Source organism: Elioraea rosea, from assembly GCF_007644105.1.
GTDB classification, from domain to species: domain Bacteria; phylum Pseudomonadota; class Alphaproteobacteria; order Acetobacterales; family Acetobacteraceae; genus Elioraea_A; species Elioraea_A rosea.
Genome location: NZ_VFAC01000035.1, coordinates 1 through 23632, shown reverse-complemented (window position 1 = coordinate 23632; position 23632 = coordinate 1). Strand labels below are relative to the sequence as shown.

The window sequence follows — 23632 nt, the reverse complement described above, 5'->3', positions numbered from 1 at the left end:
GATGGTGCAGGACAATCCCTTCTCCGAGCCCGAGGACAACGACCGCACGGTGATCCGCCCGAGCCCGGGGGGGCGCCGCCCGGCCGCAGCCGAACCGCCAGCGGAGCCGATTCCGCCGGCGTTCGACGCCGCGCCCCAGCCTCCTGCGGGCAGCGCCGACGGGGCCGAGGCGCCGCCGCGCATCGGCGTGAATCCGCTCGCCGCTGCCGCCGCCCCGCTTCTTGACCTCATCGGCCGCCTGCGCAACACCGCGCGCCCGCCCGACAGCGGCGATCTGCGCGAGCGCACGATCGCGGGCCTCCGCCAGTTCGAGCAGGACGCGCGCGCCACCGGCCTCGCCCCCGAGCAGCTCCGCGCCGCGCACTACGCCCTCTGCGCCACGCTCGACGACGTGGTGCTGAACACGCCCTGGGGGAGCCAGGGGCCGTGGAACACCGCGAGCCTGATCGCGACCTTCCATCGCGAGGTCGGCTCGGGCGACAGGTTCTTCCAGCTTCTCGAGCGCCTGCAGAAGGAGCCGGGCAAGTTCAAGGAGACGCTCGAGCTGATGCATCTTTGCATCAGTCTCGGATTCCAGGGGCGTTACCGGCTTTCGCCACGCGGCCCGGCCGAACTCGAGCGCATCCGCGAGGGGCTTTATGCGGTCATCCAGGGCCAGCGCCCGCCTGCAGAGCGCGAGCTGTCGCCGCGCTGGCGCGGGCTCGCCGTCCCATGGCTTCCGCCCGGCCGCGCCGTACCGCTCTGGGTGATCGGCGCGCTCGCGCTTGCCCTGATGGGCGGGCTCTATGCCTGGTTCGCCTTCTCCCTGAACGGACGGTCCGATGCGGTGTTCGCTGCGCTGAACGCGGTGCCGCCTCTGGCGCAACCCGCGCTTGCCCGCGTCGCGCCGCCTCCGCCCCCGCCGCCGCCTCCGCCACCCGAGGCGGGGCCCGACCAGATCACCCGCATCCGCACCTTCCTCGCTCCCGAGATTCGCGACGGGCTCGTCGCGGTGGTGCAGACGCCGCAGACGATCGTCGTGCGCATTCGCGCCTCCGGCATGTTCGGCTCGGGCAGCGCGACCGTGTCGAACCGCTTCGTGCCGATCCTCGAACGGATCGGTTCCGCGCTGAAGGACGAGCCAGGTGCCGTGATGGTTCTCGGCCATTCCGACAACCAGCCCATCCGCACCGTCCAGTTCCCCTCGAACTGGCACCTCTCGAACGCGCGCGCCGAGGCCGCGCTCGTGCCGCTCGGGCGGGGGATCGGCGACGCCTCGCGTCTCAAGGCAGAGGGCCGTGCCGACGCCGAGCCGATCGCCGACAACAGCACGGCGGAAGGGCGCGAGCAGAACCGACGCATCGAGCTCGTGCTGCCGCGCGAGGAGCTCGTTCGTCGATGAAGGCGCCCGCAGGCATGGCCGCGCTTGCCTCGAACCCCTGGGCACGCGCCGCCGTCGGGCTCGTCGGCATCCTGCTTCTGGCAGGGCTCGTCTGGGTGTTCGGGCCGATTGTCGCCGTCGGCGGCATCGCCCCGCTCGCCTCCGAGATGGCACGGCTCGCCGTCATCGCCGTCCTCGTCCTTGTCTGGGCGGTGTTCGCCTTCCTGTCCTTCCGCGCACGCAAGAAGGCAGAGAAGGCGCTGATCGAGGGTGCGGCCGCGGGCCCGGCCGATACCTCTGCCGCGGCCGCGGCGGAGGAAGTTGCGGCGCTCAAATCGAAGCTGACCGAGGCGCTGACGCTGCTGTCGAAGGCGCGCGGTGGCAAGGCGCTCTACGAGCTTCCCTGGTACGTGATCATCGGCCCGCCAGGCTCGGGGAAAACCACCGCGCTGATGAACGCCGGCCTGACCTTTCCGCTGGCCGAACGCATGGGCTCCGCACGCCTTTCCGGCGTCGGCGGAACGCGGCTCTGCGACTGGTGGTTCACAGACGAGGCCGTGCTGATCGACACGGCCGGGCGCTACACCACACAGGAAAGCGACGCGGCGGTCGACAAGGCAGGCTGGCAGGGTTTCCTCGACCTCCTTCGCAGGAACCGCCCGCGCGCGCCGCTGAACGGCGCGCTTGTCGCGATCAGCCTGTCAGACCTCGCGACGCAGTCGCGCGACGAACGCCTCGCCCATGCGCGCGCCGTGCGGGCACGGCTGAAGGAGCTCGACGAGACGCTCGGCGTGCGGCTGCCGGTGTACGTGCTCTTCACCAAGGCCGACCTGATCGCGGGGTTCACCGAGTATTTCGACGATCTCGACCGTGAGGCGCGCGAGCAGGTCTGGGGCGTCACCTTCCCGCGCGAGCAGAAGGGGGTGGGCGATTTCGCCGCCGCGTTCCGCGAACTCCTTGCCCGGGTGACAGATCGCATCCCCGAACGCGTCCAGGAGGAGCGCGGCCCGGACCGGCGCGCCGCGCTGTTCGGCTTCCCAGCGCAGCTCGCTTCGATGGAAGGACCGGCTGCCGAGTTCCTCGAGGCGGCGTTCCGCGATTCGAGCCTGGAGGCTGCCCCCTTCCTGCGCGGCCTCTACCTCACCTCCGGCACGCAGGAAGGCACGCCGATCGACCGGCTCACCGGCGCGATGGCGCGGCTCTTCAACGTGCCACGCGCCCGGCTTCCCGCGGCGCAGGCCGGGCAGGGAAGGAGCTACTTCCTCTCGCGGCTGCTGCGTGAGGTGGTGTTCGGCGAGAGCGGCCTCGTCAGCGCCAAGCCGGGAGCCGCGACGCGTCGACGTGCGCTGACCATCGGTGCGTGGAGCATTGCCGCGCTCGCCGTGCTGGTGATGGGCGGGCTCTGGTTTTCGGCCTGGCGTGCGAACGAGGCGGAGATCGCGCGGCTCGAGGCAGCCGTCACGCAGCTCGAGCAGACGGCGAAGGCGCTGCCGCTCGACCCCGTTGCGGAGGCGAACCTTCCCTCCGTGCTGCCGCTGCTGAACCAGGCGCGCGCGCTTCCCTATGGCCGCGACAATCGCGCGCAGGGCTCGGGCTTTGGGCTCAGCCAGGCGCCGAAGCTTGCAGCCGCGGCGGATGCGGTCTATCGCCGCGAGCTCGACCGCGTGTTCCTGCCGCGCCTTCTCTGGCGACTCGAGAGCCAGATGCGCGGCGCGTTGCAGCAGCCCGAGTTCCTCTACGAGGCGACGCGCGTCTACCTCATGCTCGGCGGCCAGGGCCCGCTCGACCGCGCGCTGGTGCGCGACTGGATGGCGCTCGACTGGCAGCAGGCGTTCAACCAGCCGCAGCAGACGGCGATGCGCGGCCAGCTCTCCGCCCATCTCGACGCGCTCCTCGAAGGCCCGATGCCTGCCTACGGGCTCGACGGACTTCTGATCGACGAGGCCCGCCGCGTGTTCTCGCGCCTGCCTCTCGCGGGCCGCGCCTATTCCCGCCTGCGCCCGATCGCGGCCGCGGCGAACCTCGAACCCTGGACGCCGGGGGGCGCAGCCGGCCCCGCCGGTGCGCGCGTGTTCACGCGGCCTTCGGGCCAGCCGCTGACGGGCGGCGTGCCGGGCCTCTTCACACGCGATGCGTTCCACAAGGTGGTGCTTCCGAACATCGAGGCCGTCTCGCGCGAGGTGGCGCAGGAAAGCTGGGTGCTCGGCCCGGGCAACGAGGTGCGGCTCGACGAAGCGGCCCAGGTGCGGCTGCAGCAGGACGTGCTGAACCTCTATTACGACGACTATGCGCGGATGTGGGACGGCATGCTTGCCGATCTCGCCATCCTTCCCTTCCGCGGCATGGGCCAGGCGGTCGACACGCTGAACATCCTCTCAGCCCCGCAATCGCCGATGCGTGACCTGCTCGCCTCGGCCGCGCGGGAGCTCACGCTGTCGGTTCCTCCCGAGGGTCCTGCGCAGGCCGCCCCGCCGGGCGGTGCGCCGGCGCCGCAGAGCGCCTCGTCGCGGCTGCAGGCGGTGTTTGGCGCGGCCCAGCCAGGCGCGCCGCCGCCCCCTCCGCCCGGCAGCGCGATCGACGAACGCTACGCCCGGCTTCGGCAGTATGTCGGCACGGGGCCCGGCGCTCCGGTCGACAACACGCTGAGGCTGCTGTCCGACGTCTACCAGCAACTCGCCCGCATGGCGGCAAACCCAGGCCAGCCGATCACACCCGGCGTCGGGCTCGACCCGGTTCAGGCCCTGCAGGGCGAGGCCTCGCGCGTGCCGCCGCCCGTCGACGGCTGGCTTCGTGCTGTCGCCCAGGGCGGCACGGCGGTGCGCGCAGGCGGCACGCAGGCCGCGCTCGCCGGCGCGTTCCAGGCCGGCGTCGCGCCACTCTGCCAGGCGGCGATCGCCAACCGCTTTCCGTTCGTGCGCAGCGCGCAGGCAGAGACGCCAATGGATGATTTCGCGCGGCTCTTCGCGCCGGGCGGGCTGATCGACGGGTTCTTCAACACCAATCTCCGCCCCTTCGTGGATACGACGCAGCGCACCTGGCGGCTCCAGGCGGTGGAAGGCGTGCAGCCGCGCGTCGATGTCGCGAACTTCCAGCGCGCGAGCGTGATTCGCGACGTGTTCTTCGCAGGCGGGCCGCAGCCGACGATCCGCTTCGAGATCCAGCCCGTGGCGATGGACCCCGGCGCGCAGACAGCGCTGCTCGACCTCGACGGGGTGAGCATCAGCTACAGCCACGGGCCTTCGCGCCCCACCCTCGTCACCTGGCCGGGGGCGAACAGGATGACGAACGTGCGCCTCGTCTTCACGCCGCCGCCTTCGGGAGGCGAGGGCGCGATCAACGCGTCCGGCCCCTGGGCGCTCTTCCGCCTGTTCTCTCGCGCGCAGGTCGCGCCCGGGCGGGTGTCGGAGGAATTCACGCTGACCTTCACCCTCGGCGAGAGGCAGGTCAGCTACGTCGTCCGCGCGGGCAGCGTGTTCAATCCGTTCAGCCTGCGCGAGCTGTCGGAATTCCGGTGCCCGACCTTGCAGCCCTGACCCTGCGCGGGCGGATGCGGCAGGGCTTCTTCGGCAAGCTGCCGGGGCACGGGGACTTCGTCCGCGCCGACCTGCCGGAGGAGATCGTCTCCGCCTGGGACCTCTGGGTGCGCGAAGGCCTCGCGGAGAGCAGGACGGTGCTCGGTGAGGCGTGGCTGCCCGCCTTCCTCGAGGCGCCGGTGTGGCGCTTCCGGTTCGCCCCCGGAACGCTCGCGGCAGTGGGCTTCGCTGGCGTGATGGCGCCGAGCGTCGACAAGGCCGGACGCTATTTCCCGCTCATGCTCTGCGCGGTGAGCGACCGCGCGCCGGAGCCCGAGGAAGCGCCCGCGTGGTTCGATGCGCTCGCCGCCGCCGCTGCCGACGCGGTGCATGACGGGTGGGACAGGGGCAGGCTGAACGAAGCGCTCGAGGCGGCGGGCCACCCGCCGGCGGCACCGCGCGCGCATCCCGGCGTGACCTTCGCGACGGAAGGCGCCCCACGCGTCGCGCCCGCGCGGCTCCATTTCCCCAGCCTGCCGGCGCCCCGGATCTTCGCCACGCTGCTCGCAGACGGGTCGGCGCCGTGAGGACCGGACTGCGCCTCGAGAGCTGGGCTGCGACGCATGCCGGAACGGTGCGGACGAGCAACCAGGATACCTGGCTGATGCGACCCGAGATCGGCCTCTGGGCCGTGGCGGACGGCGCGGGCGGCCATGGCGGGGGCGAGATCGCGTCCGCCGCGGTCGCTGCCGCGCTGCAGGGGCTTCCGGCCGGGCTGTCGGCCGGGGAACTGTTGGGTCGCGCGCGGGCGGCGCTGATCGAAACGAATGCCGTGCTGCGTGCGGAGGCCGCCGGCCGCGGCCCGCGCGCCATGCTCGCCTCGACGGTGGTGATGCTTCTCGTACGCGACGGCCATTTCGCCTGCCTCTGGGCGGGCGACAGCCGCTGCTATCTCTGGCGCGGCGGCGCGCTTGCCTGCGTCACGCGCGACCACAGCCTCGTGCAGGAGCTCGTCGATGCCGGCGAGATCTCGCCTGCGGATGCCGAGCACCACCCTCAGTCGAACGTGGTCACGCGCGCCGTGGGCGCGGACGATGCGCTTGCGCTCGACAAGGTGACGGGCCAGGTGATGCCGGGCGATGTGTTCCTGCTGATGAGCGACGGCATCACCAAGGCGCTCGAGCCGGCGGTGCTCGCCGAGACGCTTGCCGCGGCCGAGGGGCAGGCGCTCGCCGATGCGCTCATCGCCCTCGCGATGACGCGCGGCAGCACAGACAACGTCACCGCCCTCGTCGTGCGCTGCCGGTAGGCGCCGCTACATCGTCGTGGCCGTGGCGATGTCGAAGCCGACTTTCATCTGGGAGGCGTCCTTGCCGGTCGTCTCGCTTCCGGTGAAGCTGTACTCCATCCTGGTGAAGTTCAGGCTGAGGCTCTCGTCCGGCGTATCGCCGCTGGAGGAGACCGAATAGCCGGAGACCAGGGTGTTGAAGAACGTGAAGAGGCAGAACGGACGAAGCTCCTTGCCCGTCCTTGTGACCACGATGGTGACGAGCTTTCCGTCACTGCCCACGAGACCTTCCTCGAACAGCTTGGGCGAGGCCCTATCCATCAGTTTCGTGACGACGACGTCCGACACCGATGGCGCGGAGGCCTCGCGGTTCGCCGCGCCGCCAGTGAACGTCGTGATTCCGCGCCCCACACCCAGGCTGATCGACTCCACCTGGATCCAGCCCTCGTAGCCCTTCGACGTCGCGCTTCCATCGATCCCAGCGAACTTCATGAAGATCGGCATGGCTCACCCCCGGCTCGTCGTTCTTGGTGGTGATTGCGGGGCGGCAGGGCTTCGCACGTGAGCATCCTGCTCCACCCAATCCGTAACGTAACCGGAATTGTTGTACGGTTCCAGGTCCTTCGAGGCTGCGAAGGCTATCCGATGAAGTACGAGCACAAGAAAAAGGCCCGGCATTGCTGCCGGGCCTTCGATGTCGAGCCGGAAGGCTCGTGTCACATCGTGGTCGCCTTCGCGATGTCGAAGCCGACCTTCATCTTCGAGGCGTCCTTGCCGGTCGTCTCGCTTCCGGTGAAGCTGTATTCGAACTTCACGAAGTTCAGGCTCAGGCTCTCCGTGGGCGTGTCGCCGCCGGTCGACACCGAGTAGCCCGATACCAGCGTCTCCTCGAACTTGTAGAGGCAGTACTCCTTCAGTTCCTTGCCGGTGCGGACGATCGCGATCTTGACCGTCTTGCCCTCGTCACCGATCAGGCCCGCCTCGAACAGCTTCGCCGAGGCCTTGTCCATCATCTTCGTGACGGTGACCTCGGAGACCGAGGCGGCCGAGGCCTCGCGGTTCGCGGCACCGCCCGTCGGCGTGGAGATGCCGCGGCCTGCGCCGAACTGGAACGATTGGACCTCGATCCACTTCTCGTAGCCCTTGGCCGTTGCCGTGCCATCTATCCCGTCATAGTGCATGTAGATCGGCATGCGACTGTATCCTTCCTGCCGCCGTTGCGTTCACGTCACGAAGGGGCTCGCGCCCCCTCAGCGCGTGTCAGTCGAGACCGTAACGGAACCCCCCGTCAGAATCCAGACCGACATGGGCCTTGGTAATGCTTCCACCCTCCGCGAGCCGCTCGAGGATCTGGCCCGAAAGCGCGGGCAGCATCGTGCGGGAGAGGATGTTCTCGACATTGCGCGCGCCGGATGCGCTCTCCTTGCAGCGTGACGCGATCGCCTCGACGATCGCCTCGTCCCACGTGAAGGTTGCGCGATAGTTCTCCGCCAGGCGCTTGCGTATGCGGCCGAGCTGCAGAAGCACGATCTGGCGCAGGATGCTGTCCGACAGCGGGAAGTAGGGAACCATCGTCACGCGGCCGAGGAAGGCCGGCTTGAACACCTTGAGAAGCTCGGGGCGAACCGCTTCGGCAAGGCCCGCAGGGTCGGGCATCGTGTCGGGGTCGGCGCACAGCTTGGCGATCGTGTCGGTGCCTGCGTTCGATGTCATGATGATGATGGTGTTCTTGAAGTCGATGTCGCGGCCTTCGCCGTCCTTCATCTGGCCCTTGTCGAACACCTGGTAGAACACGTCCTGCACGCCGGGATGCGCCTTCTCCATCTCGTCGAGCAGCACGACGGAGTAGGGCCGGCGGCGCACGGCCTCGGTCAGCACGCCACCCTCGCCATAGCCGACATAGCCGGGCGGCGAGCCCATGAGCAGCGAGACCTTATGCTCCTCCTTGAACTCGCTCATGTTGATGACGGTGAGGTTCTGCTCGCCGCCATAGAGGAGGTCTGCGAGCGTCAGCGCCGTCTCGGTCTTGCCGACACCGGAGGTGCCGACCATCAGGAACACGCCGAGCGGCTTGCGCGGATCGGCGAGCTTGGCGCGGCTCGTGCGCACCGCCTCGGCGATCGCCTGGAGCGCCTGCGGCTGGCCGACGATGCGCTCCTCCATCCTCTCCTTGATCGAGAGGATGGTGCGGATCTCGTCGGACTGCATGCGGCCCGCGGGAATGCCGGTCCAGCTCTCGACGATCTCGGCGACCGCGTTGCCGTCCACCACCGGGTGGATCAGCGGATGCTCGCCCTGGATCGCGCGCAGCGCCTCGTTCTCCGAAGCGAGGTCGCGCTTCAGCGCGTCCTTGTCGCCTTCCTCCTTCGGGTCCTCGATGCTGCCGCGGATCTCGCGCATCCGCCCGACGATCTCCTTCTCCTTCTCCCATCGCTCCTCGAGGGCGGCGAGCTCCTCTGCCGCCTTGGCGCGCGCTTCGAGAAGCTCGCCCTTGCGCGCGCCATGATCGGCGCCGGCCGCCATCTCGCGGTCGAGGATCTCGACCTCGGTGTCGATCAGGGCGATCCGCCTGCGGCGATCCTCGATCGGGGCGGGAATGGCCGCCTGGCTCATCGAGACGCGCGCGCAGGCCGTGTCGATCAGCGACACGCCCTTGTCGGGAAGCTGCCGCGAGGGAATGAACCGCGCCGAGAGCTTCACCGCCTGCTCGACCGCCTCGTCGAGGATCCGCACCTTGTGGTGCTTCTCGAGCGTGGAGACGAGGCCGCGGATCATCGCGATCGCCACGGGCTCGGCCGGCTCCTCGACCTTCACGACCTGGAAGCGTCGGGTGAGGGCCGCATCCTTCTCGAAGTACTTCTTGTACTCGGCCCAGGTGGTGGCGGCGATCGTGCGCATCTCGCCGCGGGCGAGGGCAGGCTTCAGCAGGTTCGCCGCGTCGTTCTGCCCCGCGGCACCGCCCGCGCCGATCAGCGTATGCGCCTCGTCGATGAACACGATGATCGGCTTGGGCGAGGCCTTCACCTCGTCGATGACGTTCTTGAGCCGGTTCTCGAACTCGCCCTTCACGCCTGCGCCTGCTTGCAGGAGGCCGAGATCGAGCGTGCGGACGGTGACGTCCTTCAGCGCCTCTGGAACGTCGCCCTGGGCGATGCGCAGCGCGAAGCCCTCGACGACGGCGGTCTTCCCGACGCCTGCCTCGCCGGTGAGAATCGGGTTGTTCTGCCGCCGCCGCGTCAGGATGTCGATCACCTGGCGGATCTCGAGGTCGCGCCCGAGGATCGGGTCGATCTTGCCGGCCTTGGCATTCGCTGTGAGATCGATCGTGAACTGGTCGAGCGCCGCGGTGGAGCCTGGCCGGGCGGAGGGCCCGCCCGTTCCCGGTGCCGGCGCCGAATCGCCCGGCGCGGGCGTGGCCGTCGCGGCCTCGGCCGTGTCCTTGGTGATCGCGCCGAGGTCGCGCTTCAGCGCCTCGGGCGCGATCTTGGCGAACTGCGCAGAGGTTTCCTTCGCCCCGCGCGACAGCGTGTCATCGGACAGGAGCGCAAGCAGCAGATGGCCGGAGCGGATGCGCCCCGCACCATGCTCGAGGCTCGCGAGAAGCCAGGCCTGCTTCATCAGCTCGACCACATCGGGCGAGACCGAAGGCGCGCGGGCATTGCCTGTCTTGAACCGGTCGAGCACGCGCGTGAGATCGGCGGCAAGCCGCCCGGAGTCGACCTCGTAGTGGCGGAGGATGGCCGCGAGGTCGCTGTCTTGCGCATCGAGAAGCTTGGCGACCCAGTGCTCGATCTCGATGTTGTAGTGGCTGCGCGAGAGGGTAAGCCCGGCGGCTGCCTCGAGCTGCCTGCGGCAGTAGTCATCGAGGCGCCCGACGAGCGCCTTCAGGTCGATCGCCGCCACTCGTTTCCTCCAAGGACCGTTCCGGAAGCCCCTCGCGGGAAGCGGGCGCAGAGTAGGGATTGCTCGCGCCGGTTGTCCAGGGCCACCGTTATCAGGCAATGTGACACGGTTCACACGGCGGCCTGGCACACGCGAACACGAGGGGTGGATGGCGATCGACGGCTTCGACCTTGAGCGCCTGCTTGCGCCGATCGAGGGGGAGAACCCGGCGGGGAACGACCCGCGAGCGGATTATTCCGCTACCTCACCCTACAATCGCCTGCGTGATGCACGCTCCGAGGCGCGTGCGGCAGAGCGGGCGATGGATGCCGCCGCGGAGGAGGCGACGGTTCCGCCGCAGTGGCGCACCATCCGCGAGCTTGCCGACACGCTGCTTGCCGAGCAGGCGAAGGATCTCGAGGTGGCCGCCTGGTACACGGAGGCGCTGCTGCGGAGCCAGGGTTTCGCCGGGCTCGCCGCGGGCTTCCAGCTGATGGGCGGCCTCGTCGAGCGGTTCTGGGAGGGACTCTACCCTCTGCCCGACGAGGACGGGATGCTCACCAAGGTCGCGCCCGTCACAGGCCTGAACGGCGAGGGCGGCGATGGCGCGCTCACCCAGCCGATCCGCAAGGTGCCGCTGTTCCGCATGGGCGATGGGTCGCCGCTCGCCCTCTGGCAGATCGAGCAGGCCGATGCGCTCGAATCCCTCGACGAGGAGCGGCGCGAGGCACGCGTCGCCGCGGGCGCCTTGACGGCCGACGCGGTGGCGAAGGCCGCCGCGGCCGTGCCCGCCGCGCACTGGCTTGGCCTTGCCTCCGCTCTGCGCGAGGCATCCGAGGGCTGGACGGCTCTGGGCGCGGCGCTCGATGAACGCGCAGGCGCCGATGCGCCGCCGACCTCCGCGGTGCGGGAGCTACTGCAGAACGCGCTCGCCGTCGTTACCCGCCTTGCCGGAGACAAGCTCGCAGCGGCCGAGGAGCAGCAGGAGGCAGACGAGGCGGGCGAGGGCGAGGGCGAGGGCGAGGACGCGGGCGCCGGCGGCGGCGGTGGCGGAGGGCGCGCCAGGGCAACAAGGCCGGGCGAGATCGCCTCGCGCGAGGATGCGCTCAAGATGCTCGAGGAGGTCGCGCGCTGGTTTCGCCGCGTCGAGCCGCATTCGCCGCTTTCCTACACGCTCGAGGAGGCGGTGCGCCGGGGCCGCATGTCGCTGCCCGACCTTCTGGCGGAACTGATGCCGGACGAGACGACGCGTTCGGGCTTCCTGTCCTCGCTCGGCATACGCCCGCCGCAAGCCCCGTCGGAAGAAGAATGAGAGACGTACCGGCGGAGCGTGACATGGCTCACGCCGCGCAGCGCGGAGGCGGAAGCGCGCGTTGACCGCGCCGTTGCGCAACACGTATGGTTCACACGCGGTGCGCGCAGGCGCGGGACGCCCCATCCCTGCTGCGCCCCCGGCCGCGCTCCCCCCGACGCGGCGGCCGGTCACCAGGGAATGGAGACAGTCGCATGGCCAGTGTCCACGAGAAGCTCACGCGGGTGCGCAGGCCGCGCGTGCACATCAGTTACGAGGTGGAGACGGAAGGCGCGATGGTGGAGCGCGAGCTCCCCTTCGTCGTCGGCGTTCTCGGCGACTTCTCCGGCGATCCGACGCAGCCTCTGCGCCCGCTCGCCGAGCGCAAGTTCGTCCAGATCGACCGTGACAACTTCAACGATGTCATGGCGCGGATGAATGTCGGCCTCAACCTGAAGGTCGACAACAAGCTCGCCGATGATGGCAGCCAGATGGGCGTGCAGCTCAAGTTCAACAGCATCGACGATTTCGACCCCGGCCGGATCGTCGAGCAGGTGCCGGCGCTGAAGGCACTGCTGGAGACGCGCAACAAGCTGCGCGACCTCATGAGCAAGGTCGACCGGTCCGACGAGCTCGAAGGGCTTCTCGAACAGGTTCTGCAGAACGAGGAGAAGCTGAAGTCGCTGTCGGCCGAGCTTGGCCTCGACAAGAAGGAGGAGTGATCCGATGGCCGAGGCACAGACCCAGGGCGCGGCCGCCGCGGGCGCCGTCACCGAAGAGGCCGGCAGCCTGCTCGATGCCGCGATCGCCGCGACCAAGCAGACCGAGAAGGACCGCGCGCAGGAGCTGATCAAGACGCTGACGGAGGAAGCACTGAAGGGCACCGTCACCTTCAGCAAGAACCTCCAGGTCACGTTCAACGCAGCGATCGCCGCGATCGACCGCAAGCTCTCGGCGCAGCTCGCCGAGATCATGCACGCACCTGCCTTCGCCAAGCTCGAAGGCACATGGCGCGGGCTCAACTATCTCGTGATGAACAGCGAGACGGGCACGGGGCTCAAGATCCGCGTCCTGAACGCGACAAAACGCGAGCTGAACCGCGACCTGACGAAGGCGACCGAGTTCGACCAGAGCCAGCTCTTCAAGAAGATCTACGAGAACGAGTTCGGCACCCCCGGCGGCGAGCCCTATGGCGCGCTGATCGGCGACTACGAGTGGACGAACCACCCAGACGACATCGAGACGCTGAGGCTCGTCAGCAACGTCGCCGCCGCGTCCTTCGCACCGTTCATCTCGGCCGCAGGCGCGGGCCTCTTCGGCATGCAGAGCTGGACCGAGCTCGCCAAGCCGCGCGACCTCGCCAAGATCTTCGACACCGCCGAGTACATGAAGTGGCGCTCCTTCCGTGACACGGAGGATGCGCGTTTCGTCAACCTCGTGATGCCGCGCGTACTCGCGCGCCTTCCCTATGGCGCGAACACCAAGCCGATCGAGGAGTTCGGCTACGAGGAGGCCCCGTTCGACGAGGTGGGTGCCGCCAAGTCGATGGACCATGACCACTATTGCTGGATGAACGCCGCCTACGTGATGGGTGCGCGGCTGACCGATGCGTTCGCGAAATTCGGCTTCTGCACGGCCATCCGCGGCGCGGAGGGCGGCGGCAAGGTGGAGAACCTGCCGACCCACCTGTTCCAGTCCGACGACGGCGACCCGGACGCGAAGTGCCCGACGGAGATCGGCATCACCGACAGGCGCGAGAACGAGCTCTCCAATCTCGGCTTCCTGCCGCTCTGCCACTACAAGAATACCGACTATGCGGTGTTCTTCGGTGCGCAGACGGTGCAGAAACCGAAGAAGTACGACAGGCCCGAGGCGACGGCCAATGCCGCGATCAGCGCGCGCCTGCCCTACATCATGGCGACGAGCCGCTTCGCGCACTTCCTGAAGGTGATGGCACGCGACAAGATCGGCTCGTTCATGGAGGCGACCGATTGCGAGGCCTGGCTGAACCGGTGGATCGGGAACTACGTCAACGGCAACCCGGCAGCGGGGCCTGAGATGAAGGCGCGCTACCCGCTCCGCGAGGCGCGGGTGGAGGTAAAGGAGATCCCGGGCAAGCCGGGCGCATACAACGCGGTGGCCTACATGCGGCCCTGGCTGCAGATGGAGGAGCTCACCACGTCGATGCGCATGGTCGCGCGCATCCCGCAGAAGGCCTGACGGAAGGCCCGACGCGACAGGGAGGCGGTGCCGATGCAAGAGGACGTGCCCGTCGACGGCACGGCTCCCGGCGCCGCCTCCGAGGCCGCCCCGCGCGCTGCCCTGCGCGAGCGTGTGCTCGACGGCGCGATTCTCGGCGCGGCGAACGCCGGAACGGCGGAGGAGCTTGCCGCCTTCGTCGCCGGCGGAACGGACGTTCTCGAAGCCTGGTTCGGTGCCGCCGACCCGCTGCTTGCACCGGATGCCGAAACGATCCGCCTCGCGCTTGACCGCGACATCGCCGCGCTCGATGCGATGATCGGCGCGCAGCTCGATGCCATCCTGCACCACAGGCGCCTGCAGCGCCTCGAGGCATCCTGGCGCGGCCTCGCCTGGCTCGCAGACCAGGCCTCCGGCCTGCCGCGCGTGAAGCTCAAGCTTCTCCAACTACCCTGGAGCGAGCTTGTGCGCGACCTCGAGCGGGCCATCGAGTTCGACCAGAGCCGCATCTTCGAGAAGGTGTACGAGGGCGAGTTCGGCACGCCTGGGGGCGAGCCTTTCGGGCTGCTGATCGGCGACTATGCCGTCCGCCACCAGCGCAGCGCGGAAAGCCCGACCGACGACATCGCCGCGCTCGGCGCGATGGCCGCCGTCGCTGCCGCAGCCTTCGCCCCATTCATCGTGGGCGCCGATCCTGGCATCTTCGGGCTCGAGGATTTCGGCGAGCTCTCCGGCGTACGCGACATCGCCGGCGTGTTCCGCGCGAGCGAGTACGATCGCTTCCGCGGGCTGCAGGCAAAGGAGGATTCACGCTTCCTCGGCCTCGTCATGCCGCGGGTGCTGACGCGGCTTCCCTTCGCCAATGATGGTGCGCGCGCCGACGGCTTCATCTACGCCGAAGCGTCCGGGCGGCGCGGCGCGCGGGGATGGATGAACGCCACCTTCGCCTTTGCCGCCATCGTCGCCCGGGCCTGCTCCGCGCATGGCTGGCCGGCGGACGTGAAGGGTACCGACAAGGACCGGGTCGGCGCGGGCCTCGTCACCGGCCTTCCCATCGACCGTTTCGCCGCGGACCGCGCGGGCGTGGGCCCCCGCTTCGCGGCGGAGGTCGCGCTGACCGACCGGCAGGACCAGGAGCTGTCCGAGCTGGGATTCATTCCGCTCTCTGCCCTGCGCAACACCGTGGAAGCAGCGTTCGGGGCGGTGCGCTCCGTGCAGGCGGCGAAGAGCTATATCGGGACGAATGGCGGCGCGGCGAACGCCAATGCGCGGCTTTCGGCCCAGCTTTCGACCATGCTCTGCGTCAGCCGCTTCGCGCACTACGTGAAGGTGATCGGTCGCGACCGCGTCGGCTCCTATGCGACACCCGAGGATTGCGAGGCTGCGCTGCAGGCCTGGCTCACCCGCTACGTCAACGCCAATGTCCGGGCAGGGCCGGAGATGATGGCGCGCTACCCGCTCGCGGATGCCCGCGTCGCGGTGACGGAACTTCCCGGCAAGCCCGGCGTCTATGGCTGCACCATCCATCTCCAGCCCCAGTTCCAGCTCGATGACGTCGCGGCAACGTTCCGCCTCGTTACCGAGGTTCCGGCGAGGAAGGCCGCATGAACGAGACGATGACCCCAGGCGCGCTGTTCCAGGCAGGGCGGCTCGATGATGCGATCGCGGCCGCCAATGCGGCAGTGCGCGCCGCACCGGCGGACCCCGGGCCGCGGCTCCTGCTCGCCGAGTTCCTTCTCTTCACCGGCAACGCGCAGAGGGCCGACACGCTTCTCGACGCGCTGACGACGCTCGAGCCTGCCGTGGCCGTGCCGGTCGCCGCCTTTCGCCAGCTGCTCCGCGCCGAGCAGGCACGGCGTCAGGTGTGGCTCGAGGGGAGGGTGCCGGAGTTCCTCGGTCCCGCACCCGCGCACGTGATGCGCCTTCTCGAGGCACTCGTCGCCCTCCGCGGCGGCGACGCGGCGGAGGCCGCGCGCCTCGCTCACGAAGCGGAGGCGTCGCGCCCCCCTTCGGCCGGCTCGGCAGACGGCAAGGCGTTCGACGATTTCCGCGACGCAGACGATCTCTGCGCGGGCTTCCTCGAGGTGCTGACGACGACGGGCAAGTATTTCTGGATCCCGACAGACCGGATCATTGAGGCGGAGTTCCACCCCGCGCAGCGCCCGCGTGACCTGTTCTGGCGGCGCGTCACCATGTCGGTGCGCGAGGGGCCCGAGGGTGACGTGTTCGTCCCCGCCCTCTACCTGGCCTCGGGCGAGGCGGCGCAGCCCGATGCCGTCCGCCTCGGCCGGGCGACGGAATGGGAGGGCGGCGAGGGCTCGCCCGTGCGCGGTCTCGGCCAGCGCATGTTCCTCGTCGGCGAGGAGGGCCGCACGGTGATGGAGCTCGCCCATCTCACCTTCGCGGGCGCTTCGTGACCCACGCCGGGCGGAGGCACCGATGCCCCTGAGACCGGGCGAGCGGCCCTCCCGTGTCCAGCTCTCCGTCCTCGACAGGCTTCTCGATGCCGATCCGGAACGGGTGCTCGATCAGCCTCTCGGCGCGGCAGAGACGCTCGCGGCGCTGCGGCGTGCGGCGCGGCGTGACCTCGAGGCGTTGCTGAACGCGCGGCAGCGCTGGCGCTCCTGGCCCGTGCAGCTCACCGAGCTTGCCGTCTCCCCGCTCAACTACGGCGTGCCGGACTTCACCTCCGGCTATTTCGCCTCGGAGGAACGGCGCGAAGGGTTCCGCCGCGCCGTCGAAGCCGCGATCGCCGCCTTCGAGCCGAGGCTGAAGGCGGTGAAGGTCTCGCTCGTCCCGGGCGTGGACGAGACGGATCGCACGCTCCGGCTCCGCGTCGAGGCGCTGATGCTCGCCGACCCCGAGCCCGAGCCGGTGAGCTTCGACACCGCCTTCGACAGCGCCTCGATGGCCTTCGTCGTGCAGGGGGCGGACGCTGTCTGACATCGACGACATCCTTCCCTTCTACAACCGCGAGCTTACCTATATCCGCAAGCTCGCGGCCGAGTTCGCGACCGCGCATCCGAAGATCGCCGGCCGGCTCCGGCTCGCGCCCGATGCTGTGGACGACCCGCATGTCGCGCGCCTGCTCGAGGGGTTTGCCTATCTCTCGGCCCGCGTGCGCCACAAGCTCGAGGACGAGTTCCCCGAGCTGACCGATGCGCTTCTCGGCATCCTCTATCCGCACTATCTCCTCCCGTTCCCGTCCTGCTCGATCGTCCAGTTCGCAGGCCTGCCCTCGGCCACCACGCCCTATCGCGTGCCGGCAGGCTCCGCGCTCGACACCGAGCCTGTCTCCGGCGAGCGCTGCCGCTTCCGCACCTGCTATCCCGTCACGCTGCATCCCATCGCGCTCGACCAGGTGAGGCTGTCGGGGCTGCCGCTGCAGGCGCCGGTGAACCGCGCGGCGCGCGGCGCCGTGGCCTCGCTGCGGATCGCGCTCCGCTGCCTCGCAGCGGATGCGACCTTCGCTCAGCTCGGCCCTGACACGATCCGCTTCTATTTGCGCGGCACGCCCTCGATCTCGCTGCCGCTGCACGAGCTCGTCCTGAACCACACCGTCTCCGTCGCCGTCGCCGACGGTCCGAACGACCCAAGCCCCGTGGTGCTGCCGGCCGATGCGGTGCGCGAGGTCGGCTTCGCGCGCGACGAGGCGCTTCTGCCGTGGCCGGCGCGGAGCTTCGCCGGCTATCGGCTGCTGACCGAGTATTTCGCCTTCCCGGAGAAGTTCCTGTTCTTCGACGTCACGGGCCTCGACGCGAAGGCGCTGATGTCCGGCGGAAACCGGATGGAGATCTTCCTCTATCTCGACCGCGCGATGCCTGAGCTCGAACGCACGGTCAGCGCCGATGCGCTCGCGCTCGGCTGCACTCCGGTGGTGAACCTCTTCCCGCATCGCTGCGACCCGCTGCCGCTCGACGGCACGGCGACGGAGCTTCGCGTCGTGGCCGATGCGCGGCGGCCGCGCGCGCTCGAGGTGTGGTCTGTCGAGAAGGTGCGCGAGAGCAGGCCGAGCGGGCAGCCGCGCCCATGGCTTCCCTTCTACCGCCTCGCGGCCGATGCCGGGCTTCCCGGCGGGGCGGAGCGCGGCGAGGCCGAGGCGCCGCGCTGGCACCCCGTGCGCCGCCCGGCCGCCGCACCGCTCCCCGGCACGGAGCTGTTCCTCGCTTTCGCCGATGCCGGCTTCGACCCCGAGCTGCCGGCAGACGGCACGCTCTCGATCGATGCGATCTGCTTCAACCGCGACCTTCCCGCCAGCCTTCCCTTCGGCGGCGGCCGCCCGCGCCTCACGGCCGTGGAGGGGCTCGGCGGCGTGTCGTCGATGGCCTGCCTGACCGCGCCGACGCCGACGCTCCGGCCCCGCCTCGCCGCGCAGGGCGCATGGAAGCTCGTCTCGCATCTGGCGCTGAACCATCTTTCCGTCACGGGCGGCGAGGCAGGGGCGGCGGCGCTGCGCGAGATCCTCCGCCTCTACGACCTGCGCGAACTCGCCGAGACGCGCGCGGTGATCGAGGGCGTCGTCTCCGTCACCGCGCAGGACGGGGCTGCGCGCGCGCCAGGGCGGCGGCCCGGCGCCTTCGTGCGCGGCCTCGACGTGCGCGTCGATCTCGACCCGCGCGCCTTCGCCGCGGGCGGGTTCCTGTTCGCCTCCGTGCTCGAGCGGTTCCTCGCACTGCACGCCTCCATCAACAGCTTCGTGCGAACCACGGCCGCATTCGCCGGGCGTCCTGGCGTGATCCGAACATGGCCCCCCCGCGCCGGCGAACTCCCCCTTCTGTAGCCGCGCTTCTGGCGCGCGAGCCGCAGCGCTTCCCCTTCCTCGAGGCGATGCGCGTTCTCGAGGCGGCGGAGAGGAAGGTCGCGCGCGATCCGCGGCGCGAGGCGAGGCGGCCACTCGGGGGCGATGCCGACCCGCAGGAGGAGCTCGCGCGGCTTGCCTCGGCACTCACGCTCGCCTTCCCGGCGGCAGAGGTGGCCGGCTTCAGGCCGGAGCGCGAGGGAGAGAAGGCACGGCTCGTGCTCGCCTTCCTTGGCCTCGTCGGACCGGGCGGAATCCTGCCGCGCCACTACAGCGAGCTGGTCCTGCAGGCGCAACGGGGGAAGAACGAAGCGCTGCCCGCGTTCCTCGACATGTTCGTCCACCGCGCCCTGTCTCTCTACCTGCGCGCGGGGACGAAGTACCGCCTCGCGCGCATCGTCGAGGCCACGCCGCCCGGCACGGCCGACGACGCGACAGCGGCGCTGACGGCGATCGTCGGCTTCGGCACGGGCGGGCTCGGCCACCGCCTCGCCATCCCCGACGAGGTGCCGATCCACTACGGCGGGCTGTTCGCCGCCCGCCCGCGCTCCGCCGCGCGGCTCGAGGCGATGGTGGCGGATTTCCTCGGCCGCCCTGTCGAGGTGGTGCAGATGGTCGGCGCCTGGCTCGCGGTTCCGCCTTCGGAGCGAACCCGGCTTCCGGGGCCGGGGCTGCCGAAGGGCGCGCATGCGCGGCTCGGGGCCGAGGCTGCGCTCGGCGTGCGCGCCTGGGACACGCAGGGCCGCTTCGTGCTCCGCCTCGGGCCGATGCCGTACGACGCCTTCGCTGCGCTCATGCCGGGGGGCACGGCGCTTGCGCGTGTCGCCGATCTCGTGCGCGCCTATGTCGGGCCGACGCTCGGCTTCGCGGTCAACCCCGTGCTCGAAGCGGCGGAGGTGCCGCTGCCGCGGCTTGGCGAGGCGGGCCCAAAGGGGCCGCGGCTCGGCTGGAACACCTGGCTGCCGCGCACCAAGCGCGACGGCGAGGTTCCGCCGCGCACCGCACCGGAGGCCGTGTTCGGGGCAGAAACGATCATCAGTGGACGCGAAGCAGTGAGAGGATCCGCATGAGCGGCTGGAGCGGAGGCTACGTCTCCGACATCGACTATCTTCCCGGCTACTTCATCTTCCAGTCGCCGCCGCACCTGACGCTTGCGCTCACCATCGCCGGCTTCGAGGCGGTGCTGCCCGAGGACTTCGCCTATTGCGAGCTCGGCTGCGGGCTCGGTCTCACCGCCGGCGTGATCGCAGCCGCCAACCCGAAGGCGCGAATCGTCGCGGTCGATTTCCTGCCCGGCCAGATCGCGACGGCACGCGCGCTTGCCGCCGAGGCGGGGCTGTCGAACATCGACTATCTCGAGGCCGACTTCGCCGATCTGGCCGACGATCCGCCGCCAGGCCTGCCGATGTTCGATGTCGTGTCGCTGCACGGCGTGTGGTCATGGGTGTCGGACGCCACGCGCGCGGCGATCATCCGGTTCCTCGCACGGCGCGTGAAGCCGGGTGGCATCGTGCATGTCGGCTACAGCGCGATGCCCGCCTGGACGCCGATCATGGGCCTGCGCCGCTTCCTCGCCGACCATGCCGCCGCGCTGCCTGGCCGGTCAGACCACAGGATCCTCTCTGCGATGGAGGCGGCCTCGAAGCTGCGCGCGGCAGGGGCGCGGCACCTCGCGCGCTCGCCCTGGATCGAGCGCATCCTCGACCGCGAGAAGCAGCCGATGCCGGCTGCCTATCTCGCGCACGAGTATCTCAACGAGAACTGGCGGCCGATGTTCGCCGCCGAAGTGGCAGAGGCCTTCGCGCCCGCCAAGCTCGCCTACGCGGCGTCCGCGACGCTGACGGAGAACTACCCCGAGCTCTGCTTCTCGGAGGAGCAGCGCGCGCTGATCGATGCGCAGCCGACGGAGGCGGCGCGCGAGACGGCGCGCGACCTCTGCTTCGACCGCGGCTTCCGCCATGACCTGTTCCTGCGCGGCCGGCGCCACATCAGCGACCATGTGCGCAGCCGGCGGCTCGCCGCGATGACGCTCGCCCTGGTCAAGCCGCCGGGCGACGTGACGTACGAGGTCGAGGTTCCTGGCGGCAAGGCCGAGATGGCCGCGGCGACCTACAAGCCGATCTTCGCAGCCCTTGCCGAGCGGCCGCGCACGGTTGCCGAGCTGCAGCGGACCGGCGCCGCCGCGGGTGGCGCGGCGGTCTCGTCCGTCGAGCTCGTCGGCATGCTCGTCGGCAGCCACCAGGCTCTGCCCGTCGCCAACCCGGCCGCGCCGGCCTCGGAGCAGGCGCGGCGCCATGCGGCGGCGATCACCCGTGCCTGGGGCTTCCCCGGCAGGGGGCTGCAATTCGCCATCCCGAGCCCGCGTCTCGGCGCGGGCATTCCTGCCTACCAGGTGGAGATGCAGGTCTTCGGCGCGCTCGTCTCCGGTTGCGCGCCCGAGACGGCGATGGTGTCGGACTGGATCGCGGGGGAGCTCTCCGCGCGGGGGGAGGCGGTGCTCGTCGAGGGCGTTCCCGCTCCGCCCGATCAGGCGCGGGAGACGATCATGGGTGTCGTCGCGGAAGTGCTCGACAAGCGCCTGCCGCTCTGGCGCTCCCTGGCCGCGCTGTGATGGTTCCGCGCCCGAGGCGCACCGCTGCGAAGGCCCGTGCGGTCGCCGGCCTGGGGCTTCCGTGTTACGCTTGCCGTCGACAACGAGGCGCCATAGGCGCCGCCACCATGGAGAACGCGCCATGACCCTGCACCGCCATGCGCGGGGCCTCGCCGTCGCCGCGACCGTCCTGCTTCTCGGCGCACCCGCCTCCGCACAGAGGAGCGACCCCTCCGCGAACGAGATCATCGACGCGCTGCGCCCGAAGCCCGGCCAGTTCCAGCCAGCGACGCGCGGCATCCGGCCCGTGCCGCAGCAGAATGCCGCGCCGCCGGCCTCGCAGCCCGCAGCGGCCACGCCGTCACCTGGGACGCCGCCGCCACCCGCCGCCGTCTCACCGCCCGCCCAGATGGCCGCGCCGGCCATCGCGCCCGCGGAAGCCCCGGCAATCTCGCTGACGGTTCAGTTCGCCACCGGCTCGGCAGGGCTCACCCCGCAGGCGACTCGGGTGCTCGACGAGCTCGGCAAGGCGCTGATGAGCGAGGATCTCCGGCCCTACCGGTTCCGTATCGAGGGGCATACCGACACGGTCGGCTCCACGGCGCTGAACCAGGCGCTGTCGGAGCGGCGGGCCAGTGCCGTGCGCAGCTACCTCGCGAGCAATTTCGGCGTCGAGACGTCGCGCCTCGTCGCGGTTGGTCTTGGCGAGACCCGGCTTGCGGTGCCGACGGGCGACAACGTCGACGAGCCGCAGAACAGGCGGGTGCAGATCGTCAACATCGGCGGCTGACGTCCGGCCCGGCACAGCCCTATGCGCCGCCGGCCCGCCGACGACGCGACCGTCGTGCTGCGCCGGCCGCCGGCGCCGCCGCCGCGGCGGCGTTCTCCCTGGCCGGCTGTGGCGGGTCTTTGTGGCCTCGCCCTCGTCGCCGGCCTCGCCATCTGGGACTGGCTTGACCGCGCGACGCCAAGCACAAGGCCACCGCTGGCGGGGCTGGAAGGGGTCGCGCCTGTTGCGCCCCGGCATGTCGCGCGCCTCGCCGGGCCGCTCGCCATCCTGGAAAACCGCGCCGAGATGTTGACCGTGTTCAGGCTGGACCTGAACAGATCGATCGTCATCCTTGATTTTCCGACACTTCTCCAACAGGGACGGATGCTGAACCGTGTCGCGGCGCTGGTCGAGAAGGCAGGGCTGCCGCGCGATCGCGTGCTCGATGACGGAACGCTCGCGGGTGAGATCGCGGCGCGGGGAGAATCGCCCGAGAGCTTCTATTTCGGACACAACTACCGCGCGTCAGACCTCGTGCGCTTCTTCACGCTTGCCGCCGCGCAGGGCGTGGCGCTGAACGACGAGGAGAAGCGTCTTGCCGGGATTCTCGACGATCTCGGCATCGCGCCGCGTGGGCCCGCCGGCCTGCCGCGGCTCGCCGAGGAGGCCGCGGTCGTGACCGTGCCCGGCCTCGCCGCAGCGGCCCCCGAGCGTGGCGTTGCCTTCGCCATCGATGCGAGCGTCCGCGAGGCCATCCTCCGCCATGAGCTGAGCCACGGGGAATTCTTCACGAACAAGGCCTACGCCGAGCATGTTGCCAGATGGTGGCAGGAACGGCTCAGCCCCCGCGAGCGCACTGCCTTCCGCCGCTTCCTCGCCGAAGGAGGGTATGACCCTGAGCTCGAGGAGGTGATGATGAACGAGGCGATGGCCTACCTGATGCACACGCCGAACCCTGGCTTCTTCGCGCCCGATGCCGTGGGGCTCGATGCCGCGACGGTCGAGCGTCTCCGCGCCGGGTTCATGCAGGGCCTTCCGGAGACCTGGCTGTTCTCCGTGCCCTGGCCGGACCGCTGAGCCGGCCTCAGCGCTCGGCGATGTCGACCATCAGCACCCGCGCGGCGACCCTTCCGGCCGCACCGCTCCGCAGCGCCTCGGCGAGGGCGGAAAGGTAGGCATCGGACTGCTCGGCTTCCGGGCGGGAGGAGGAGAACAGCGGCCGCTCGCTCGCGAGCGCCACGATCATCTCGGTGCCGTAGGGCGGCCCGATCTCCCACCGCGGACCGCCCGAGGCAGGGTCGCCCAGCGACACGCGAACGCGGGGCCCGAAGGTGCGCGCGGGGTCCGCCGGGGTGGGGTGGAGATGGACGACCTCTCCGTCATGCGTGAAGTAGGACACGCGGAGATAGGCAGCGAAGGCGGGCATGGCGAGGTTGACCGTGAGAAGGTCGCCGAGCACCAGGCGGCGCCGGCCGCCGGGAAGCGAGAGCTCGAGGCCGGAGGGTGGCTGGCCGAAGGCATCGGCATGCGGGCGCAGGAGGTCGAGCGCGGGGCAGTACGGTCCCTCGAAGCCCTGCACGCCCCAGTCGATCGCGTTCGATGGCACGCCGGCCGAGGCGAGCCTGAGCCTGAGAGCCGCCTCGCCCCCGCCGCCTTGCGCATAGCCCGACAGGCGGGCGCGGCTCTCGCCTTCCATCGCACCGGTGACGAAGCTGCACCGAGCGTCCGCGAGGACGTTCGCGATCGCCGACCGCATCGCCCCGGCGGACGGTCCGGCGGCAAGCTGCTGCTCCTGGGCGGGCGGTTGGGCGGGCGCCGGGGCAGGGGGCGGCGAGGAGGGCGCAGCCTGGGGCGCGGGCACGATCGGCGGTGGAACGATCGGCGCAGCGACGGGCGGCGGGGCCGCCGGCGGCGGTTCCGTGCGAGGAGCGGGTGGGGGCGGC

The 23632-nt window shown here is 70.5% G+C and carries 19 protein-coding genes; 15 read left to right on the top strand and 4 right to left on the bottom strand.

Features of this window, described 5'->3' with window-relative positions:
- Window position 1: 1 nt before the first annotated feature.
- Genes tssL through FIF60_RS17290 form a run of 4 tightly spaced genes read left to right on the top strand, consistent with a single transcriptional unit; the run spans window position 2 to window position 6181 of the window.
- Window positions 2–1381, top strand: coding sequence for a type VI secretion system protein TssL, long form (tssL, locus tag FIF60_RS17305; protein ID WP_239451691.1), 1380 nt, complete (start codon window positions 2–4; stop codon window positions 1379–1381).
- The gene (gene tssM / locus FIF60_RS17300) at window positions 1378–4893 is read left to right on the top strand and encodes a type VI secretion system membrane subunit TssM (protein WP_239451690.1); all 3516 of its coding nucleotides are present in this window, start codon (window positions 1378–1380) and stop codon (window positions 4891–4893) included. The genes tssL and tssM overlap by 4 nt, the downstream gene beginning before the upstream one ends.
- On the top strand, window positions 4872–5459 hold the full coding sequence (gene tagF, locus FIF60_RS17295) for a type VI secretion system-associated protein TagF (RefSeq protein ID WP_144299540.1): 588 nt from the start codon (window positions 4872–4874) through the stop codon (window positions 5457–5459). Before tssM ends, tagF begins: the two co-directional genes overlap by 22 nt.
- Window positions 5456–6181, top strand: coding sequence for a PP2C family protein-serine/threonine phosphatase (locus FIF60_RS17290; RefSeq protein WP_144299539.1), 726 nt, complete (start codon window positions 5456–5458; stop codon window positions 6179–6181). Before tagF ends, FIF60_RS17290 begins: the two co-directional genes overlap by 4 nt.
- A gap of 6 nt (window positions 6182–6187) precedes the next feature.
- Here FIF60_RS17290 and FIF60_RS17285 read toward each other — a convergent pair whose 3' ends face one another.
- From FIF60_RS17285 to tssH, 3 genes are all read right to left on the bottom strand, one after another.
- Window positions 6188–6664 carry an Hcp family type VI secretion system effector gene (locus tag FIF60_RS17285; protein WP_144299538.1) on the bottom strand — a complete coding sequence of 159 codons (477 nt, stop codon included), beginning with the start codon at window positions 6662–6664 and terminating at the stop codon, window positions 6188–6190.
- 212 nt (window positions 6665–6876) lie between these two features.
- Window positions 6877–7353 (bottom strand): Hcp family type VI secretion system effector, encoded by a 477-nt coding sequence (locus FIF60_RS17280; protein ID WP_144299537.1) that lies wholly within the window; start codon window positions 7351–7353, stop codon window positions 6877–6879.
- 67 nt (window positions 7354–7420) lie between these two features.
- Window positions 7421–10063: a type VI secretion system ATPase TssH gene (gene tssH / locus FIF60_RS17275; protein WP_144299536.1), complete on the bottom strand. Its 2643-nt coding sequence runs from the start codon at window positions 10061–10063 to the stop codon at window positions 7421–7423.
- Between the two features lie 148 nt (window positions 10064–10211).
- Here tssH and tssA point away from each other — a divergent pair, with 148 nt between their 5' ends.
- The 11 genes from tssA (at window position 10212) to FIF60_RS17220 (ending at window position 22766) form a co-directional block, all read left to right on the top strand.
- Entirely contained in the window at window positions 10212–11354 is a 1143-nt protein-coding gene (gene tssA / locus FIF60_RS17270; protein ID WP_144299535.1) for a type VI secretion system protein TssA, read from the top strand.
- Window positions 11355–11548: 194 nt separating this feature from the next.
- Window positions 11549–12055, top strand: a complete 507-nt coding sequence (gene tssB, locus FIF60_RS17265) for a type VI secretion system contractile sheath small subunit (protein ID WP_144299534.1) — start codon at window positions 11549–11551, stop codon at window positions 12053–12055.
- 4 nt (window positions 12056–12059) lie between these two features.
- Window positions 12060–13553, top strand: a complete 1494-nt coding sequence (gene tssC / locus FIF60_RS17260; protein ID WP_144299533.1) for a type VI secretion system contractile sheath large subunit — start codon at window positions 12060–12062, stop codon at window positions 13551–13553.
- Window positions 13554–13586: 33 nt separating this feature from the next.
- On the top strand, window positions 13587–15140 hold the full coding sequence (tssC, locus tag FIF60_RS17255; protein WP_144299532.1) for a type VI secretion system contractile sheath large subunit: 1554 nt from the start codon (window positions 13587–13589) through the stop codon (window positions 15138–15140).
- A complete protein-coding gene (locus FIF60_RS17250; RefSeq protein WP_144299531.1) occupies window positions 15137–15949 on the top strand; it encodes a type VI secretion system accessory protein TagJ in 813 nt (270 codons plus the stop codon). Before tssC (FIF60_RS17255) ends, FIF60_RS17250 begins: the two co-directional genes overlap by 4 nt.
- A gap of 22 nt (window positions 15950–15971) precedes the next feature.
- Complete coding sequence (gene tssE, locus FIF60_RS17245; protein ID WP_144299530.1) at window positions 15972–16475, top strand: type VI secretion system baseplate subunit TssE; 504 nt, start codon at window positions 15972–15974, stop codon at window positions 16473–16475.
- Window positions 16468–18312 (top strand): type VI secretion system baseplate subunit TssF, encoded by a 1845-nt coding sequence (tssF, locus tag FIF60_RS17240; protein ID WP_338032104.1) that lies wholly within the window; start codon window positions 16468–16470, stop codon window positions 18310–18312. Before tssE ends, tssF begins: the two co-directional genes overlap by 8 nt.
- Entirely contained in the window at window positions 18276–19400 is a 1125-nt protein-coding gene (gene tssG, locus FIF60_RS17235; RefSeq protein WP_144299528.1) for a type VI secretion system baseplate subunit TssG, read from the top strand. Before tssF ends, tssG begins: the two co-directional genes overlap by 37 nt.
- The gene (locus FIF60_RS17230) at window positions 19397–20941 is read left to right on the top strand and encodes a class I SAM-dependent methyltransferase (RefSeq protein ID WP_144299527.1); all 1545 of its coding nucleotides are present in this window, start codon (window positions 19397–19399) and stop codon (window positions 20939–20941) included. The genes tssG and FIF60_RS17230 overlap by 4 nt, the downstream gene beginning before the upstream one ends.
- 121 nt (window positions 20942–21062) lie before the next feature.
- Window positions 21063–21710: an OmpA family protein gene (locus tag FIF60_RS22295; protein ID WP_144299526.1), complete on the top strand. Its 648-nt coding sequence runs from the start codon at window positions 21063–21065 to the stop codon at window positions 21708–21710.
- Window positions 21711–21731: 21 nt separating this feature from the next.
- Window positions 21732–22766, top strand: coding sequence for a hypothetical protein (locus FIF60_RS17220; RefSeq protein ID WP_144299525.1), 1035 nt, complete (start codon window positions 21732–21734; stop codon window positions 22764–22766).
- Between the two features lie 7 nt (window positions 22767–22773).
- On the opposite strand, the gene FIF60_RS17215 is transcribed toward FIF60_RS17220, so the two are convergent.
- Window positions 22774–23632: DUF4384 domain-containing protein (locus FIF60_RS17215; protein WP_204251233.1), on the bottom strand; the 859-nt coding region annotated here is incomplete at its 5' end.